Annotated in this window: 17 protein-coding genes; 11 read left to right on the top strand and 6 right to left on the bottom strand. The window is 37.4% G+C overall.

Translation table 11 applies throughout. The annotated features are described in order from the left end of the window. Position 1: 1 nt before the first annotated feature. Genes AC0L3Q_RS15610 through AC0L3Q_RS15590 form a run of 5 tightly spaced genes read right to left on the bottom strand, consistent with a single transcriptional unit; the run spans position 2 to position 5,126 of the window. Positions 2–1,231 carry a nucleoside permease gene (locus tag AC0L3Q_RS15610; protein WP_473280804.1) on the bottom strand — a complete coding sequence of 410 codons (1,230 nt, stop codon included), beginning with the start codon at positions 1,229–1,231 and terminating at the stop codon, positions 2–4. Between the two features lie 4 nt (positions 1,232–1,235). Further along, on the bottom strand, positions 1,236–2,234 hold the full coding sequence (locus AC0L3Q_RS15605) for a sugar phosphate isomerase/epimerase family protein (protein WP_473280803.1): 999 nt from the start codon (positions 2,232–2,234) through the stop codon (positions 1,236–1,238). Positions 2,235–2,261: 27 nt separating this feature from the next. Continuing rightward, entirely contained in the window at positions 2,262–2,900 is a 639-nt protein-coding gene (locus tag AC0L3Q_RS15600; RefSeq protein WP_473280801.1) for a gluconate 2-dehydrogenase subunit 3 family protein, read from the bottom strand. A gap of 10 nt (positions 2,901–2,910) precedes the next feature. Next, positions 2,911–4,602, bottom strand: coding sequence for a GMC oxidoreductase (locus AC0L3Q_RS15595; protein WP_473280799.1), 1,692 nt, complete (start codon positions 4,600–4,602; stop codon positions 2,911–2,913). Between the two features lie 32 nt (positions 4,603–4,634). Beyond that, complete coding sequence (locus AC0L3Q_RS15590) at positions 4,635–5,126, bottom strand: c-type cytochrome (RefSeq protein ID WP_473280797.1); 492 nt, start codon at positions 5,124–5,126, stop codon at positions 4,635–4,637. A gap of 223 nt (positions 5,127–5,349) precedes the next feature. Between AC0L3Q_RS15590 and AC0L3Q_RS15585 the strand changes: the two genes are divergently transcribed. The 6 genes from AC0L3Q_RS15585 to AC0L3Q_RS15560 all read left to right on the top strand — a co-directional run bounded on the left by AC0L3Q_RS15585 (position 5,350) and on the right by AC0L3Q_RS15560 (position 14,203). Continuing rightward, positions 5,350–6,234: an AraC family transcriptional regulator gene (locus tag AC0L3Q_RS15585; RefSeq protein ID WP_473280795.1), complete on the top strand. Its 885-nt coding sequence runs from the start codon at positions 5,350–5,352 to the stop codon at positions 6,232–6,234. Between the two features lie 52 nt (positions 6,235–6,286). Then, positions 6,287–6,703 carry an HYC_CC_PP family protein gene (locus AC0L3Q_RS15580; RefSeq protein ID WP_473280792.1) on the top strand — a complete coding sequence of 139 codons (417 nt, stop codon included), beginning with the start codon at positions 6,287–6,289 and terminating at the stop codon, positions 6,701–6,703. Between the two features lie 92 nt (positions 6,704–6,795). After that, positions 6,796–10,542 carry an efflux RND transporter permease subunit gene (locus AC0L3Q_RS15575; protein ID WP_473280790.1) on the top strand — a complete coding sequence of 1,249 codons (3,747 nt, stop codon included), beginning with the start codon at positions 6,796–6,798 and terminating at the stop codon, positions 10,540–10,542. Continuing rightward, the gene (locus AC0L3Q_RS15570) at positions 10,539–11,777 is read left to right on the top strand and encodes a TolC family protein (RefSeq protein WP_473280787.1); all 1,239 of its coding nucleotides are present in this window, start codon (positions 10,539–10,541) and stop codon (positions 11,775–11,777) included. The genes AC0L3Q_RS15575 and AC0L3Q_RS15570 overlap by 4 nt, the downstream gene beginning before the upstream one ends. Before the next feature lie 9 nt (positions 11,778–11,786). Further along, positions 11,787–12,500, top strand: a complete 714-nt coding sequence (locus tag AC0L3Q_RS15565) for a heavy-metal-associated domain-containing protein (RefSeq protein WP_473280784.1) — start codon at positions 11,787–11,789, stop codon at positions 12,498–12,500. Positions 12,501–12,502: 2 nt separating this feature from the next. Next, positions 12,503–14,203, top strand: coding sequence for an efflux RND transporter periplasmic adaptor subunit (locus tag AC0L3Q_RS15560; RefSeq protein ID WP_473280781.1), 1,701 nt, complete (start codon positions 12,503–12,505; stop codon positions 14,201–14,203). Between the two features lie 20 nt (positions 14,204–14,223). Here AC0L3Q_RS15560 and AC0L3Q_RS15555 read toward each other — a convergent pair whose 3' ends face one another. Beyond that, positions 14,224–14,655, bottom strand: coding sequence for a hypothetical protein (locus AC0L3Q_RS15555; protein ID WP_473280779.1), 432 nt, complete (start codon positions 14,653–14,655; stop codon positions 14,224–14,226). Between the two features lie 293 nt (positions 14,656–14,948). Here AC0L3Q_RS15555 and AC0L3Q_RS15550 point away from each other — a divergent pair, with 293 nt between their 5' ends. The 5 genes from AC0L3Q_RS15550 to AC0L3Q_RS15530 all read left to right on the top strand — a co-directional run bounded on the left by AC0L3Q_RS15550 (position 14,949) and on the right by AC0L3Q_RS15530 (position 19,818). Further along, on the top strand, positions 14,949–15,407 hold the full coding sequence (locus AC0L3Q_RS15550; RefSeq protein ID WP_473280776.1) for a COG2426 family protein: 459 nt from the start codon (positions 14,949–14,951) through the stop codon (positions 15,405–15,407). A gap of 259 nt (positions 15,408–15,666) precedes the next feature. Further along, positions 15,667–16,293 carry a hypothetical protein gene (locus tag AC0L3Q_RS15545; RefSeq protein WP_473280774.1) on the top strand — a complete coding sequence of 209 codons (627 nt, stop codon included), beginning with the start codon at positions 15,667–15,669 and terminating at the stop codon, positions 16,291–16,293. 217 nt (positions 16,294–16,510) lie between these two features. Then, entirely contained in the window at positions 16,511–17,125 is a 615-nt protein-coding gene (locus AC0L3Q_RS15540; RefSeq protein WP_473280771.1) for a hypothetical protein, read from the top strand. Between the two features lie 48 nt (positions 17,126–17,173). Continuing rightward, positions 17,174–17,662 carry a (2Fe-2S)-binding protein gene (locus AC0L3Q_RS15535; protein ID WP_473280769.1) on the top strand — a complete coding sequence of 163 codons (489 nt, stop codon included), beginning with the start codon at positions 17,174–17,176 and terminating at the stop codon, positions 17,660–17,662. Positions 17,663–17,667: 5 nt separating this feature from the next. Beyond that, positions 17,668–19,818, top strand: coding sequence for a xanthine dehydrogenase family protein molybdopterin-binding subunit (locus tag AC0L3Q_RS15530; protein WP_473280767.1), 2,151 nt, complete (start codon positions 17,668–17,670; stop codon positions 19,816–19,818). Positions 19,819–19,840: the final 22 nt, after the last annotated feature.

The following is a 19,840-nucleotide window of genomic DNA, read 5'->3' as shown; positions in this document are numbered from 1 at the left end:
ACTACTCTTTATATTCTATTTTTTCATTTTTAAAAAATACGGCAAATAATACCAATACTACGGCTGCAAATATTGCAGGGAATGTCCAAATACTACTCCAGTCATGTTGGCCATCACCGATAACATTGGCATCGGTTATTTTTCCTGCTACATAAAAACCTACCAGCATTCCTACTCCGTATGTAGCCAGGGTTATTAGTCCTTGCGCAGCACTTTTTACTTTCTCGCCGGCTTTACTATCCGTATAGATTTGTCCAGAAACAAAGAAAAAATCATAACAAATACCGTGCATTGCGATTCCTATAATCAACATAAAAGCCAATTCTCCTGAATTACCATATGCAAATAATAAATATCGAATACCCCAAGCGAGCATTCCTACCAAAAGTGTCTTTTTAAAACCAAACCGCTTAAAGAAAAAAGGTAGTAATAACATAAATAATACCTCTGATGCCTGTCCAATGGTCATTTTACCTGTTGGATTCGGCACTTTGATCTCACTTAAAAACTGATTAGTATGTTGGTAATAAAATGCCAAAGGAATACAAATCAGAACAGATGATAGGAAAAAGATTAGGAAATTGCGATCCTTGAGTAGTTTAAGTGCGTCTAGTCCTAAAATTTCGGATAGAGTTACTTTTTGATCCTTACTTACTTTTGGTGGAGTTTTAGGTAAAGTAAAACTAAAAACGCCCAAGAAAGCTGAGGCTATTGCGGTCATCAAAAACGTATTTTTGAGCATACCACTAGCGATTCCCTCTTCAGAATCCCAATGAAAAGCGTAGCTTATCAATAGACCAGCCACAATCCATCCAATCGTACCAAACACACGAACTAATGAGAATTGTTTTGCAGGGTCATTCATTTGATGAAAGGATACCGAATTTACCAGGGCTAATGTTGGCATATAAGCGATCATATACCCTAATACATAAGGGTAAAAAACACCAAAATCGGTGGCATTGGCCATTTGATACATCAAAAATGCTCCTATCAAATGAAGTACTCCTAATATTTTTTCGGCATTAAAAAAGCGGTCTGCTACCAATCCTATTATAAAAGGAGCAATGATTGCGCCCCAGGATTGAGTAGAATAGGCCATACCCGTTTCTATGTCTGAAGTTTTGAGTGTATTGGGTAAATAACTTCCCAGAGTAACGAACCAACCACCCCAAATGAAGAATTCTAAAAACATCATCAGGGAAAGCTGAAATTGTGTGCTTTTTTTCATGAACTTAGTTTAGCTTAGTTGAAAGATCAGTGAGTAAATCTCTTGTGGCTATAATTCCTTTTTCTTCACTCAATCGGTCTCCTTCATATTCTACTCCGATATACCCATCATATCCAGATTTTTTAATGATCTGAAGCATTTTCTTATAATCAATCGTCGTTTCGGCTCCGTTATCATCAAAATCATAGGATTTTGCGCTTACTGCCTTGGCAAAAGGCATCATTTCTTCTACACCTTGATATTTTGGGTACTCTTTTACACATTTAGTTCCCCAGCGTTCGCCTCCTTCACGTTCTAAGCAAAAATTCCCAAAATCAGGAAGGGTTCCGCAATTGGGCATATTCACCTTTTTCATTACTTGAACCAAAAGTTCGGCATTTGAGGATAGGTAACCATGATTTTCTACGATAACATTAACATTTTTTGTCGCTGCATACTGTGATAATTTGGTCAATCCATCGACTGCTGCAGTCAACCATTTTTCGGTATCGTTGGTACCGAATAAGTTAACACGAATAGAGTGGCATCCTAAAAACTGAGCTGCATCTACCCATTTTTTATGATTTTCAACGGCTTTATCTCTATCAGCCTCGCTAACCACTGCCAAATCGCCTTCATGATCCACCATGATCATCAAATTTTGCATACCATGCTCATCACTTTTTGCTTTAAGCGCTTCGATAAGATTTTGCAAGGCCTTTTCAGGTTCTGGATCTTTTTTGAGTTCTTCTGTATACAGCTGACTTACATATTCCAAACCTTCGAAACCAAGGTTTTTGGCTTTCTCTGCAAAATCCATAGGACTTAATTCTCCGGATTTAATGGCCTTATGAAGGGACCATTGCGCAAGAGATAGTTTGAAAAACGGTTTTGCTTCTTCTTTCATTTCAACTACAGGTTCTTTTTCTTCTTGAGTTGCTACTTTGTCATTCGTTTTTTCCTTACAGGAATATGAAATCACCAAAAGTGAAAATAAGCCTATTCTAAAAATTGATTTGAACATTGTATATCTATTAGGTTTTGTTTTTAGTTATAGTGACCAGGCACGTCCTTGTGTCAATTTATCCAGATCATCACATCCAACTTGCTCTCCTGGAACTGGCATATAAGCCAATACATCTTTTCCAATTTTTTCGCTGGTTTTAAATCCCCAAATAGATAAACCACGAACCCAGGATAGATAGGTGAAAATAAGAGCGTCTTCAGAAACTTTATCCAGATCTTCAGGGCTTGTCATATTTTCCAACTCTTTTTGGTAAGCTTCCTGTTGGTCTTTGGAAGCTCTAAGATATTTAGAGAGTAAAGCGTCATACGTTTCTACTTTGATCTTCTTCACTGGATTTTCTTCACTTACTCCTAAGGTATTATTGACGATCCCTGCTATTTTCTTAAACAGCATGGCTTCTTCTTCCTCCGAAGCATTGTTCACATACCGATCTACAAACATTGGAACATTAAGCGCTTTGGCTCCGGGCATATTCTCCGTTTCCGGAATGATGAGATCTACGAGTTGATCCAACACTTTTGCTTCGTCTTCCGAAAGTAATTCGGGAGTCCAGGTGAGTTGGATCTCTCTGGTACAGCTTTGTAGGATACTTAGCATTGTTGGCGTGGCCACCAATACTCCGGCCGATATCCCTATATTTTTTATGGCTTCTCTTCTTTTCATAATGGTAGAATTAAGCGTTTTTCAAGATTTGTTTTGCAGCATGATCTGCGGCTCTGGCTGTAAATGCCATATAGGTCAAAGACGGGTTTACACAACTAGCAGAGGTCATGAAAGAACCATCGGTAACATATACGTTAGGTACAGCATGAATTTGATTGTGTTTGTTAAGAACAGAGGTCTTTGGATCGTGTCCCATTCTGGCAGTACCCATTTCGTGAATTCCTAATCCTATTCCTCCGATATCGTCACGCGGTTCGATGTCTTTAAATCCTGCTTTCTTAAGCATATCCATCGCTTGCTTTATCATATCTTTTCTCATTTCGATTTCATTCTCTTTAAATTCAGCATCAAACGTAACTGTAGGTAATCCCCATTCATCTAGCTTTTCATAATCCAAAGTCATTTTGTTCTCATGATAAGGGAGACATTCTCCAAAACCGTTTAATCCCATTCTCCATTTCCCAGGTTTAAGAATTTCCTCTTTTAATTCTTTTCCATATCCTAATTCGGCCACCATATCTTCCCAATCATGTCTACTGGCACCTCCCTGAAAACCATATCCACGTTTAAAGGTTTCCTGATCGGTCTCTCCGCCAATATTTCTGAAACGAGGAATGTAAATTCCATTGGGTCTGCGTCCTTTATAATATTTGTCTTCAAAACCGTCAAAGGTTCCATAAGCACCAGCTTTAAAATGGTGATCCATGATATTATGTCCTAGCTCTCCAGAGTCATTTCCCATTCCGTTTGGAAATCTTTCAGACTTAGACTGAAGTAAAATACTGGCCGATGCAATTGCCGAAGCACACAAAAAGATGACCTTGGCAGTATATTCAAACTTTTCTTTGGTTTCTGCGTCGATTACTCTAACTCCCGTAGCTTTACCTGTTTTATCATCATACATTACTTCGTGAACGATAGAATGTGGTCTAAGGGTAAGATTACCGGTTCTTTCCGCTGCCGGTAGAGTGGAAGAGTTACTGCTGAAATAGGCTCCAAAAGGACACCCTCTCATACATCGATCTCGGAACTGACAGTTCATTCGACCTTCAAAAGTTTTGGTACCTGTGATATGAGCAGACCTACCGATAGTCATCACTCGATCCTCATAATTATCGGCAATATTTGATTTCAGATGTTCTTCAACACAATTTAATTCCATTGGAGGGAGGAATTGGCCATCCGGTAATTGTTCTAACCCTAATTTCTCTCCACTTACGCCTATGTATTCTTCAACTTTATCATACCAGGGAGCAATATCTTTGTAACGAACCGGCCAATCTACTGCAATACCTTCTTTTTTGTTCGCTTCAAAATCGATATCACTCAATCGATAACTTTGTCTTCCCCACATTAATGATCTACCGCCTACATGATAGCCACGTATCCAGTCAAAACGTTTGGTTTCGTTATAAGGATGTTTTTTATCGTTTACAAAGAAATGTCGATGCGCTTTTGCAGTAACATATCCTGTTCTATGCTGTTTTTCTTGTTCTTTAATTTCTTCACGGGACGGTTGCCCTTTATAGTCGTAGTCCCACGGATCATCGTTCATGGTGGGGTAATCTTCGATATGACGTACCATTCGTCCTCGTTCTAAGACAAGAGTTTTCAGTCCTTTTTCGCAAAGTTCTTTTGCTGCCCAACCTCCAGTGATTCCTGTCCCTACTACGATTGCATCATATTGTGGTTCTGTTTGCATAGTAAAAGATGATTTTGAGATTAATTAATTTTTTATTTCAAGGTTCTAAACCATTCTGCCATTGCTCTGGCTTCTTCTTCTGGGATATTTTGATTGATCATGAGTGTATTATTGTATTCCTTCAGAAGTGCTTTCGCAACCGGGTCTTTTTTTAGCATTTCATCAGGATTCATGATCATGTTCATTACCCATTCTGGACTTCTTTTTTCATAAATACCAGCCATAGGTGGGCCGATAAATTTTTGAGAAGCTTTATGGCAAGCAACACATTTTGATTTGAATAATGATTCTCCTTTTGTAGCGAGTTCTTGATTAATGTCTTTTTCGAAAGTGATAGATTCAATTGGTCCAACTCCTTTATTATCTAACATTACGGGAGTTTTTTCGACTTCTTTTTTTACTTCGGTCTTTATATTGTTGTTTTTGGTACCAATGGTAATCGTTTGTTTTTCTTTTTTAGTTTCAGAACAGCTTGTAGCGATCAATAGGAATGCTATTCCTAGACTTCGATAAAATAATTTCATAGTAATTCTTGTTTTCTTTTTACCCCTCTAGCTTATTAGAGAAGGGGATCGATGAAACATAGACAGAATAATTTCTAGATATTTTAGCAATCTTTAGGTTAATGTTGGGTATGTCTGGAGTATTATCAAATTTATTGTGAAAACTTTACAGTATTTTTAACTTGTTGTGCATTTTTTTGCATTAAATTGTCTTCGATTTTGTTCTTTCAGATAATTTAAGAGTATGAGAAAAGCTGCTTTTGAAAAGGTTGTTCCCCCAAAGGACTCCTCGTTTAAAGTATTCCATTGTAAAGCCTCTTTTGCTTCTTTTGAAGGGCGTTGGCATTTTCATCCTGAATACGAAATTGTATATCTACCCTCGGGAAGAGGAAAACGCTTTATAGGCACAAGGATCAGTAGATTCGAAGATGGAGATCTGATTTTATTGGGGCCAAATATTCCTCATAATTGCTTTAATGTAGGGTTTGAATCTGAGGAGTATGAAGAGTACGTCATCCAATTCAATGGAGCAGACATCAAAGAAATGAGCAAGTACTTTAAAGAGTTTGGAGATATAGAGCACTTGTTGATTCAAGCAAATACCGGATTGACGGTTAATTCTGATAAAAAGCATGAAATAGGCACTTTGATCAAAGAAATGATCGATCTTTCTCCTATAGAAAAATTATTACGATTATTTCGTGTATTACATCAATTCGCTCAAGTAACTCATCAAAGTTTGGATGCAAGACAATACTTGGCGCTATCTGTTACTACTACCGAAAGAGTAAAGGATATCTACAAAATCATTCAGGAACAGTATCAAACTAATATATCAACGAGACAAGTTGCCAATGAAATAGGAATGACAGAGAGTTCTTTTTGTAGGTTTTTTCTCAAAAATACAGGTAAAACTTTTAAGCAAGCCCTAACCGAAGTTAGAGTTCAGAATGCATGTAACTTGTTGGTTAATACAGATAATACTATATCTAATATTGCTTTTGATTGTGGTTTTAATAGTCTTTCCCTGTTTAATAGATTGTTTAAAAGAGTTGTTGATGATACACCAAATAGTTATCGTCAAAAATATGTCAATCACCTTCAGGTTTCTATTCCTAAAATAGCTTAGGTTCGTTTATAGATTCCTTTACTTTATTATTTTTTGTAATTTTGTACCATACATGAAGAGTTTTATTCAAAAAATATCGGCTGTTACTTTGGCATTAGTAGTGTTGTGCTCTACAATGTCATTTACGGTGAATATGCATTATTGCGGTAAAACTCTGGTCGATGTATCCTTGTATAAAGAAGCCAAAACTTGTGAGATGGATATGATGGAAATGTCGAACCATGAAACAAGTTTGATGAAGAAAATGGGGTGTTGTACTGACAAAAAACTGCAAGTAGAAGGTCAGGATGAGCTCAAAACTTCTTTTGATACATTTACATTGGATCAGCAATTATTTATTATTGCTTATTTCGAATCTTACTTAGATCTTTTTGAAGGTTTAGAAGAGCATATCATTCCGTTTAAAGAATATCCGCCACCATTTCTGGTCAGGGATCTTCAGTTATTAAACGAAACTTTCCTTATTTGATGATTAAATAAATGTTCATAATGCTCTACAGTAAAAACTGTTAGAGCTTAAAGTGCTTTGCACCAATGTTCAATTTGTTTAATTTTCAATTCATGCTAAATAAAAGCATCAAATTTTTTATAGAAAACAAGCTCGTTGCAGTATTGCTAGTGCTCATCTGTTTGGGAGCCGGACTGATATACTCGCCATTTGATTGGAAGATAAATGGGATTCTACATGATCCGGTAGCCGTAGATGCTATCCCTGATCTTGGCGAAAATCAGCAACTTGTTTTTACCCAATGGGATGGTCGTTCTCCTCAGGATATTGAGGATCAGATTACCTATCCCTTAACCACGACTCTGCTAGGTGTGCCTGGGGTGAAAACCATTCGTAGTTCCTCTATGTTTGGGTTCTCTACTATTTATATTATTTTCGAAGAAGATGTAGAATTCTATTGGTCACGAAGTCGTGTTCTGGAAAAACTTAATACGCTTCCTTCTGGACTATTGCCAAGTGGGGTAAATCCATCTCTTGGACCGGATGCCACAGGTCTCGGCCAGATTTTTTGGTATACCTTAGAAGGAAGAGATCCAGAAGGCAAGGTGACCGGTGGTTGGGATCTACATGAACTGCGAAGTATTCAGGATTATTATATCAAAAATGCCTTGTCTTCGGCTGGAGGAGTTTCAGAAGTTGCTTCAATAGGAGGATATGTTCAGGAATATCAAATCGATATCAATCCTGAACTAATGAGGCAATACAACATCAGTTTGCACCATATCGTAAAAGCGGTCAAACAATCCAATCGAGATATTGGAGCACAAACTTTAGAGATTAATCAGGCAGAATATTTGGTTCGAGGCTTGGGATATGTAAAATCCATTGCGGATATCGAGAATGCTGTGGTTGATGCAGCAAACTATACTTCGATACGAGTGAAAGATGTAGCTAAAGTACACTTGGGACCTGCTACCCGTCGTGGTATTCTTGATAAAGAAGGCGCAGAAGTTGTTGGGGGAGTGGTAGTAGCCAGGTACGGCGCTAATCCGTTGGAGGTCATCAATAATGTAAAAGACCAAATAGCGGAACTCTCTTCGGGTTTGCCAACAAAAGTACTAGCAGACGGAAGAACATCACAACTTACTATAGTTCCATTTTATGATCGAACCGAATTGATTCATGAAACATTGGATACTTTACATGATGCCTTAACCATGGAGATCCTCATTACCATATTGGTAATAGTAATGATGGTTTTTAATTTACGTGCGTCTATTTTGATTTCTGGACTATTGCCCATAGCTGTTTTGCTGGTGTTTGTGGCCATGAAATTATTTGAGGTTGATGCCAATATTGTTGCTCTTTCTGGTATAGCTATAGCCATAGGAACTATGGTTGATGTAGGAGTGATTCTCTCAGAAAATATCATCAGACATCTGGATGAAAATCAGCAAAAAGCCCCCGATAAAAAACAAACGATCAATACTGTAGTCTATACTGCTACAGCAGAGGTGTCGGGAGCTATCCTTACAGCGGTTTTGACTACAATCATTAGCTTTATTCCGGTATTTACGATGATTGGCGCAGAAGGCAAATTGTTCCGTCCACTGGCATTCACAAAAACAATGGCCCTAACGTTTTCTATCATCGTAGCCCTGTTTTTCATTCCTCCCTTTGCGGCGTATATATTTAAAAAACGAAATCTAAAGGTATGGTATAAATACTTGATTAATGCAATTTGCATTGTATTTGGAACTCTAGCTATCATTTATGGGTATTGGCTGGGATTGGTGATAATAGGGTTTGGCGTTTTATCCATAGTATTGCTGAGAGGTGTACTTTCTAAAAAGCAATATAACTTTGGTGCCATCTGTATATCAGCAATCACTATTGTCTTTTTGTTAGCAACATACTGGAGACCTTTAGGATATACTCACAACCTATTTGTCAACTTAATTTTTGTGGTAGCAATTTGCTCAGGTGTTCTGGGAGCGTTTTGGTTATTTAGAAAATACTATGTGCTGATGCTTAGATGGACTTTAGAGCACAAGTTTTTATTTCTGTTGATTCCTGCGGTAATCGTAGGTTGCGGATTTCTTATCATGAAAAATTCGGGGAAAGAATTTATGCCTTCTCTGGATGAAGGTTCATTCTTATTGATGCCTACTTCGTTACCGCATGCGGGTATAGCAGAGAACAAACGCGTATTGCAACAATTAGATATGGCGGTAGCCAGTATCCCTGAAATTGAAACAGTGGTTGGTAAAGCAGGCCGCACCACTTCTGCATTGGATCCTGCTCCCTTGTCGATGTATGAAAATTTAATACGATATCGATCAGAGTTTGAACAGGATAAAAACGGAAATCCACAGCGCTTTAAAATTGATAAAAACGGCCATTTTGAATTGAAAAATGGAAAAGTAGCTATAAATCCTAATTCGGTAAAGGAGTCCAATCAAATCTCGAATGCGGTTTCCAACCCATTAGAGATTGACAGAAATCAATTGATAATAGATGAAGACGGAGCATACTTTCGCAATTGGCGACCCCATATAAAATCCTCAGATGGTATTTGGAATGAAATTGTAAGCGTGACCCAATTACCAGGAGTGACATCAGCACCAAAATTACAGCCTATAGAAACCCGATTGATCATGTTGCAAACGGGAATGCGAGCACCCATGGGAATCAAAATTAAAGGTCAAAATTTGCAAGAAATAGAAGCTTTTGGATTGCAATTAGAAAACATTCTAAAAACCGTTGAAGGGGTTAAAAAAGAAGCAGTTTTTGCAGAACGGATTGTCGGTAAACCTTATCTGTTATTGGATATTGATCGTCAGAAATTAGCACGATACGGAGTTACTGTCGATGATGTGCAAAGTGTAATTTCAATCGCCATTGGAGGAAAGGCGCTAACACAAACTGTAGAAGGAAGAGAACGGTACGGGATTCGGGTTCGATATCCCAGAGAGTTGCGAAAAAATCCAGAGGATGTAAAAAACATTTATGTGCCGGTATCTAATGGGAGTTCTGTGCCTTTAAGTGAACTGGTCACCATTCGTTACGAACAAGGTCCGCAAGGAATAAAAAGTGAAGATACTTTCTTAGTAGGATATGTATTATTTGACAAGTTAAACAGTTTTGCCGAAATGGATGTGATAGAAAGTGCTCAAAAGGTCATCCAAGCGAAGGTAGATAGTGGAGAACTTGTGATTCCTAACGGCATTAGTTATGCGTTTACCGGAACCTATGAAAATCAATTACGCGCTGAAAAAACACTATCGTTTATAGTACCGCTAACACTTGTCATTATCTTTCTGATTTTGTACTTCCAATTTAAAAGTGTATCTACCACATTAATGGTTTTTACAGCTATTGCCGTAGCTTTTGCAGGTGGGTTCATCATGATTTGGCTTTATGGTCAGGATTGGTTTTTCAATTTTAGTTTGTTTGGAGAAAATTGGCGTGACCTTTTTCAGATCCATCAGGTGAATCTGAGTGTTGCTGTATGGGTAGGTTTTATTGCCCTCTTTGGAATAGCTACAGATGATGGAGTCGTTATGGCTACCTATCTCACGCAAACTTTTGATAGAAATAAACCAGAAACTCTTAGTGAAATCCGTGATGCTGTGGTCGAGGCAGGGGAGAAACGTATTCGACCATGTTTAATGACCACGGCTACAACGCTATTGGCATTGCTTCCTATATTAACTTCTAACGGACGTGGAAGCGATATTATGATTCCTATGGCGATACCAGCTTTTGGAGGAATGTTGGTAGCATTGATATCACTTTTTGTAGTTCCAGTTTTGTTTGGATGGAAAAGAGAAATTAAACTTAAAAAAGAGATGAAATGAGAAATTGGATATGGTATATAGGGTTTATTTTTACTTGTTGTTCTTTACAAGCACAACAGTTACAGGATTTCATACAAGAAGCAGAAGCAAATCACCCAGAAATAGCCGCCTATCAATTACGATATGAAATCGCACAGGAAAAAGTCGAAGGCTCAAAATGGTTACCTAATACCCAGTTTAGCGCTGGATATTTTGTGAGTGAACCAGAAACGAGAACGGGGCCACAACGCGCTAGATTTTCGGTGAGACAGATGTTACCTTGGTTTGGGACGATATCGGCCCGAGAAACATACCAAAATGCCCTAGCCGATACAGAATTTGTAAATATTGCTATTGTCAAAAGGAAACTAGGTTTGTCTGTTGCGCATTCGTATTATGAACTTTATAGTATTGTCGCTAGAAAAGATGCCTTTAAAGAAAACATAGAACTATTAAAAGTTTATGAGCAATTGGCCTTGTCCTCTTTAGAGGTAGGTAATGCTTCAGCGGTAGATGTGCTGCGTTTGCAAATGAGAATTAACGAATTGAATGAGAAGTATGAAGTCTTGAATGAGATGCTGGTTTCAGAAAAAAAGGCATTTGTAAAACTACTAAATAGAACATCTGATAACGATGCAATAGAGGTAATACCACTTCAAATTCCAGAACAGGATGTAGTGTTTGAAGACATAGATTTTGATTTGCATCCCGAATTGGTAAAATACGATAAACTGTACACTTCAATTGTACAGTCAGAGGAGCTCAATCTAAAAGAAAGTGCTCCACAGTGGGGTATAGGAGTGGATTATATTCCCGTTTCAGAAAGAACAGATCTTAGTTTTAGTGATAACGGAAAGGACGTGTTTATACCTTCTATTTCTTTATCTATCCCTGTTTTTACCAAAAAATACAAATCCAAAACCAGAGAAAACGAATTGAAGCAGCAAGAAATAGAGAAACATAAAGAAGATCGGATTAATGTTTTGGAAACAAGTTATATACGGGCTGTTTCAAAACGTAGGCAAGCCAGAATACGATATGAAACGATGAGTACGAATTTAGAACAAACCCAAAATGCAAAAGATATTTTGATAAAAAGTTATGAGACAGGAACCATTGATTTTGTGGATATTTTGGATGTTCAGGAATTGGAATTGAAATTTAGGATACAACAAATACAAGCGGTCAAGGACTATTTTAAACAGTCTGCGAACATCAATTATTTAAGTAATTCATATAATAAGCCACAACAATAAAATAAAAAGATGAAATCTATATATAATATATCAGGAATGACCTGCAATGGATGCAGAAGCGGGGTTGAAGAGAAATTAAGTCAGTTAGACGAAGTCACCGAAGTGGTCGTTGATTTAGAAAAAGCAGAAGCAGTTATTACTTCAGATACATCAATCCCTTTGGTGAAGTTACAAGGAGCATTACCTTCCAAATATCAGATCAATACGAAAAAAGGAGAAGATCCATTTGTGTTGGCTCCTCAGCCTTCAAAACTAAAGCAATTACAACCTCTTTTGATCATTTTTGGATACATCATTATAGCCAGCGTACTGCTTAACTATAAAGCATGGAAAACTAGTGAAGCAATGTTAGATTTTATGGGGTTATTTTATATCGTATTTAGTTTCTTCAAAATCTTGGATTTAAAAGGTTTCCCTAAGTCTTTTGCCATGTATGACCCTCTGGCCAAAAGCATACCTGCGTATGGTTGGATATATCCTTTTATAGAAGCAGGTTTGGGATTGTTGTTTTTGATGCGATTGTATATTCCTGTAGCATTGGTGATCACTTTGGTTATTCTCCCATTGACCACATTTGGAGTGCTTAAAGTATTATTGGATAAGAAGTCTATCCAATGCGCTTGTCTAGGGACCGCTATCAAATTACCTATGACTGAGGCTACTTTGATTGAAAATGTAATCATGATTGTCATGGCAATCCTAATGTTAATCCAAATAGTGTAATCATGAAGAAAAATAGTATTTATATTATCATATCAGTAGTCATTGGATTGTTACTAGGGTATTTAATTTTTGGTAAGGAATCCTCCTCACATCAGCATAATCATGCTACAACTTCGGAAGAAGTCTGGACCTGTTCGATGCATCCTCAAATAAGACAATCAGAACCTGGTGAATGCCCGATCTGTGGAATGGACTTAATTCCGGCAGGATCCATATCCGATGGATTGTCTCCAGAACAGTTCAAAATGACACCTAATGCGCTAGCTTTGGCGAATGTACAAACAACGATTGTTAATGGGGATACTGAAAGTGATGACCATGTGATTTCATTATCAGGTAAGATCACTTCAAATGAAGAAGGAATCGCCGTGCAGACTAGCTATTTTGAAGGAAGAGTTGAGCAATTACATATCAACTATGATGGGCAACAGGTTCAAAAAGGGCAATTATTGGCTACAATCTATGCTCCCGAACTGGTAGCTGCACAACAGGAACTTTTGACTGCAATCAGCTTAAAAGAGTCTCAACCAAAATTATATCAGGCGGTTCGTAACAAGCTAAAATTGTGGAAACTGTCAGACAAACAAATTAATAGTATTGAAGATTCTGGTAAGGTAAGAGAAAACTTCCCGATATATGCTACGGTTTCTGGGACAGTTTTAGAATTGATGAGTGCCGAGGGAGATTATTTGAAAGAAGGACAACCCATTGCAAAAGTGAGCAGTTTAAAAACCGTTTGGGCAGAATTTGATGTGTATGAAAGTCAATTGTCACAATTCAAAAAAGGACAATCCATTGATATTACTACCAATGCTTATCCCGATAAAACCTTTAAAAGCCAAATTGTTTTTATTGATCCTATTTTAAATGAGGCCACGCGAACAGTCAACATAAGAGCAACCTTGGACAACAAAAACAAGTTGTTTAAACCAGGTATGTTTGTTTCTGGAAAGATAACACCAATAGACGATTCGAATATAGCATCAAAACTATTAGTGCCGTCTTCTGCGGTAATGTGGACCGGGGAACGTTCTTTGGTTTATGTAAAGGTTAATGCAGACGAACCCGTATTCGAAATGCGCGAGGTGAATTTGGGCAAAAGAGTAGGAGCACAAATTGAAATTCGTTCGGGACTTGATTCTGGAGAAGAAATTGTAACCCATGGAACGTTTACCGTAGATGCAGCGGCACAGTTACAAGGTAAAAAAAGTATGATGAATCGAATAAGTACGATAAAAGCAGAGGTTGATTCTAGCAAAAAGTACTTACCTGTAGCTTTTCAAAAAACATTTTTAGAAGGGTTGACTACATACTTTGAAATGAAAGATGCTTTGGTGAACTCAAATCATGAGCAAGTAATTTACTTTACCAATCAGCTGCTAGAATTATTTAATAAGGCAGATGTTTCCTTGTTAAATGATGAACAAAAACAACTTTTTACAGATAGTAGAACGATGATTGAGCAGATCGGAAGTAGCAGCACTATAGACATGCAAAGAAAGTACTTTATAGCGCTCAACAATTCGATGGTGGATTTGACTTTACAATTACAAAAAGTAGCGAAACCTATTTATGTTCAAAAATGTCCTATGGCTAATGAAAATAACGGAGCAATTTGGTTGAGTCTTCAGCAAGAAGTTAAAAATCCGTATTATGGGAGTATGATGCTAAAATGTGGATCAGTAATCGATGTTATTGAGTAATTTGTTGGGAGTATAAAAGACTAAGCAACAGCTTCTTTTGATTTGGTGAGACTCTTGGCCCAGGCAATTGCTTCACCAAGATCTTTAAAGTTTTTGAGTTTGTTTCGCATAAAGAGCTTTTCCAGCATGGTATTTAATATTCCCTTTTGGTTATAGCTTACAATAGCATATCCTTTAAGCATATATTGAAATTTGTAGAAGTTTAGCCAATCACTGGGTACTACGGAGTATGGGTTAATTCTATTGGTAATATAGACCAAGTCCTTTCCGTTTTGATCATACAAGTTGGTAAGTTCTTCTACTACAATTTTACCATGATTCTCCCAGGTATACACAACATCTTTATGGACTTCTCCTACAACAAAAGTTTCAAAAAGAAAATAATCTCCAAACGGAAAATTAATTTCCTGAATGGCATCATGATAAAAAGGAGTATCTTTTATACTTTTCATACTACAAAAGTGAACAATTAATAATTCATTAAGCTATAGAATCGCCTGAAATTAAGTTCAAAATCGATTAATAGAATTAATGATCGACTAATGGTGGGGGATTTGTCTGAAAAGAAGATTTGAAACCTAAATATACAGATAATATTCTTAATATTTGATAAGGAAAGAAGTAGAATCTCGACATAGACTATAACGAATATGACCTATAAAGAACAATTTAACCTTTTTTATGATTAAAAAAGTTTATCAAATGCCGAATAGCATTATCTTTGTAGCCCCTAAAAAAGTAAGCTGTGATTAAGGAATTTATTATTGCCATGCTATGGAGTATTTCTCCGTTTGGAGAGGCCAAGGTAGGAATACCTTATGGCCTTATCAATGGTTTGAACATATACTGGGTATTTGTTTTGTGCTTCCTGGCCAATGTTTTGGTATTTCCGATTATGATCTTTTTTCTGGAGAAAATAAACAACTATTTATTACGATGGAATTTCTACAAAAAAGCAGCCATTTTTGTTGCCAGAAGAGCAAAAACAGGTTCTGGTGATAAAATAGAAAAATACGGTTTTTGGGGATTGTTATTTTTTGTAATGCTGCCGATTCCTGGAACAGGAGTATATGCAGGAAGTATTGCCACTTATTTGTTTAAAATTAAGAAACGTAAGGCGTTTGTAGCAAATAGCGTAGGTATATTCTTGTCTTCAGTTATTGTATGGTCTACTACCTTATTGACTATGCAAGGTGTATCATAATCTTTAATTTTTTATCCTTATTGCTTTTGATAGGACAAAGGTATTCTGTATAAAAGGTAAAAAAGTATACTTTTTACAGGATAACGTATACATTTTACAGATTCGATGCTAAAACATTGATTTTTAATGTTTAGTAGTGTTTTTTGTGTAGTGTTTTAAGTTGGTATGGTTTTTGGAAAACGACCAATGGAGTATCAAAATGTTAATAAATGAAGATACAACACTTTGAAAACCGATCGTGAAATTATAACTTTGAATTATGAATAGTTACCCCCTTCTACAAATGACAACAAAAATTAAAAAATTAGTATTTATTGTAGCTGCGTTCTGTTTCTTTTCGCAGGCCCATGCTCAAAATGAGCATATCGCATTAGAACGTATTAATGCTGAAGAGTTTCGTGTGCGAAGCACTAATGGTATTCCTTTTACCGTAGTTTTGGAAAACAGCAATAATAATGGTCAATATCAGTTGGCTAGTAACACTGAACTAACGTTTAAGTTTGATGATGTTACCAGGCAAAGTATGATCAAAATTGTTTTTGATCGTGCGGCATATCAGACTATGGAGGATAAAATCATTCTTCAGTATAGATCCGATGTGGAGTGGATTAAGTCGCAATTAGATATTACAGATGATCAGTCGAAGTTATTCCCTACACGTCCTATTTTTGACGATAGATCTTTAGAAGCGTTGAAATCAAAAGTATTTCAGTATACCACCACGTCTACCAAGGAGAATGCATTTAATAAATGGATAGAAAGAGTCAATTATTCCTATGGAGCGGTATTGTTCCTTAGAGAGTTATATGCAGCTTCTAATGGAGAAAATAATCCACAAAGTCGTAACTTCGAATCCATTAATGTGTACGAAGCGCTACGCATGTAGAAAAGAATAATAAAGATTAATATATCTTATTTGTAGTAAGAGTAATCACGATTTGTTGATTACTCTTTTTTTGTATGCTTTTTTCTAAAGGACTTATTATTTCTTTTACGAATAGATATACCCTTCTTTTTTATTCATTCGGGTTTGACGTTTTTAGACAACCAAGGTTTACAATTTAGTAGTATCTTTAAAGGACAATTCACACAATCCTCTGAATATGAATAGAAAAGTCCTTTATTCTTTGGCTTTTGTTTTTTTGGTTGCGGGTATTCTTTTTGCTTCACACTTCGATGCAAATCCCTCCTCATATGTTCTTATTATACCTGAAGAGCCTATTTCCAATACAAACAAAGAAAATTTTGATAAAATGATGTCAGTTTTAATGCACCAGAGGTGCGTAAATTGTCATCCCAATGATAATATTCCTAAGCAAGGTGATGATCGACATCCGCATTATTTTGGAATGTCTCGAGGAGCATCGAATCACGGTTACGAAGCTACCAAATGTGCTACTTGCCATCAAGATGAAAACAACAATTACTCCGGGGTACCTGGTGCTCCCGAATGGAGTTTAGCTCCAGAAAAAATGAAATGGGAAGGACTCACCAGTGTAGAGATAGCAGAATCAATGCTTGACCCAGAAAGAAATGGCGGAAGAAATCACGAAGAAGTAATGCATCATCTTACCGAACACGAATTGGTATTATGGGCCTGGGACCCAGGTGTTGATGCCAATGGTGTACCTAGAGAAAAACCTCCAGTACCGTTGGATGAATATATAAAAGTCGTCAAAGAGTGGTTTGAAGATGGCGCGGTCATTCCTTCAGAATAATCCAGAACACTTTCAGTGTATCCCTTTTAACTTAAAAAATATTACCTAATGATTATATCTTTCACTGTAAATAATCAACCCCAAAAAGTAGAAATTGAGGATCCTAACACCCCTTTATTATGGGTGGTTAGAGATATTTTGGATTTAAAAGGCACTAAGTTTGGTTGCGGAAAAGCAGCTTGTGGTGCATGCACATTGCTGGTAGACGGACAGGCCATTAGGTCTTGTTCTTATGCTGTAAAGTTTGCAGAAGGAAAGCAAGTGACCACAATTGAAGGATTGGGAACTCCAGAAAACCCTCATCCAGTACAACAAGCATGGATAGAAGAAGTTGTGCCTCAATGTGGATATTGTCAACCTGGTTTTATGATGGCTACAGCTGCTCTTTTAAACGAAAACCCTAAACCCACAGATGAGGATATAGATCAAAACATCATCAATATATGCCGTTGTGGTACGTATTATCGAATGCGTAAAGCCATTCATCGGGCAGCCGAACTAATAGGAGATACTAATGAGTCAACACCTAAACTATAATTATCATGGCAAAAAAGATATCACGTCGTAAGTTTATCGTAAGAGGAGGTTTGGGTACTGTTGGTGTGTTGGCAATTGGAACCTACGTGTTTAGAAATCCATTACGAAGAGCAATGTTAGGGATGGCAGAATCATTAGTCCCTCCGTATTCAGGAACGGGCACAGAACCGAACCTATGGTTCGAGATTACCAAAGAAAATAGGGTAAGAGTGCATTCTCCTAAGGTAGAAATGGGACAGGGTACCTTTACAAGTATTGCTCAAATGGTTGCCGATGAATTTGAAGTGCGTATGGATCAAGTTGAAGTAGTAGGAGCAGCTACAGAAACGGGGATTATCGACGGGATGAGTACAGGAGGAAGTTTGTCTGTTGCTCAACTTTGGCAACCTTTGCGAGAAATGGCCGCTACAATGAGAGAGATGCTAAAAATTGAAGCTGCCAAAAAATTGAATACCGACTTGTCAAATCTTACGATGAAAGAAGGGGTAATAAGTGGTAATGGTCAATCACTCAACCTATCAGAAGTCGTAAAAGATGTGACCAAATGGGAAGTGCCAGATACTCCGGATTTAAAACCACTTAAAGACTATAAGTATATTGGGAAACCGATTTCACGGGTAGACCTCGATGCAAAAGTATACGGAGACCCAATTTTTGGAATGGATGCCGCAATGCCGGATATGTTACATGCTGTAATAGTGAGGCCAGAACATGTTGGTGCTATTTTTAAAAGTGCTAACATTGGAGATACCGAAAAAAGACCAGGTGTGGTAAAGGTGGTACAAAAAGATAATTGGATTGGTATTGTTGCCAATTCTTATCCCGAAGCCTTAGCTGCCAAGTTTGAATTAGAAGTAGATTGGGACATACCAAAAAAGTGGACAGAAGAAGAGATAAGAGAGATCATTACTGTCGGTAATGGTAATGAAATGATGGTACAAAAAGAAGGGAGCGCATTGTCTGATGACCATAATGAGGTAGTTGTTCTCGAGTTTAAAAGTCCCATAGGAGCACATGCCCAAATAGAACCAAATGGAGCAGTGGCACATGTTGCAGATGGAAAAGCTACCGTAATTCTGTCTACACAGGTAGTTGGTGTTACCCAAAAACAAGTGGCAGAAGCATTAGGTTTTGAGTTAGAGAATGTCAATATAATCCCGACCTATTTGGGTGGTGGATTTGGACGTAGGTTAAATACCAGTCATGCTGTAGAAGCAGCACTCTTATCCCAGGAAGTAGGTAAGCCTGTGAAGTACTTTTTTACCCGTAAAGAAGAATTTCAGCATGATATGTTTAGACCTCCTACACATCATATCATGAAAGGGAAACTTGGAGCGAATGGACTGTTAGAAGGAGTGGAGCATCATTTTGCCAGTGGTAATGTCGCCATTGGATCTGTAATCATGCCCGATATGATTCATGGAGTACTCAATGCAGATATTGGAGCTATACGAGGTGGAAGTATTCAGTATCGTAAGGTGCCTAACTTTAGAGCTGTACAATGGCATAACCCTTTACCTTTTGCGACCAGTTGGTGGCGAAGTCTTGGTTTGTTGGCAAATACCTTTGCTATCGAAAGTTTTATGGATGAGATGGCGATTAAAGCAAAAAAGAATCCTGTTCAGTTTAGATTAGATCAGATAGAGGATGATGAAGCAGGTCAACGATTAAAAGCTGTAATTAAAAAAGCAGCGGATATGTCTTCTTATGCAGATCAGGTAACAAATGGTCGCGCCATGGGATTTGCAGCGTCTACAGATGCTGGGGCGCCTTGTGCTCATGTAGTAGAAGTGAGTGTTGAAAATAATGAAATCAAAATTCACAAAGTAACCTGCGTTTTGGACTGTGGAATCGCAGTAAATCCGGATCAGGTCAAGGCCCAGTGCGAAGGATCTATTATTATGGGAATAAGTGCATCCTTACATGAAAAAATGACACTGAAAGACGGACAACTATATCCTACGATTTATGGGCCCTATAATATGGCGCTTATGAAACATGCACCTAGAGAAATTGAAGTACATTTAATACAAGGGGCAGAAGTTCCGTTACCTGTGGGAGAACCACCGTTGGGGCCTATAGGAGCTGCAATTGCAAACGCTGTAAAAAGGCTTACAAACAAACGATTAACAGAATTACCATTACGACTTAGCTGAATGTTTTATGTATAGAGCGTAG

The organism is Aquimarina sp. KJ22-3, assembly GCF_055808215.1.
The sequence above is the reverse complement of the archived record's forward strand: the minus strand, read 5'-3'. Positions and strand labels throughout refer to the sequence as shown.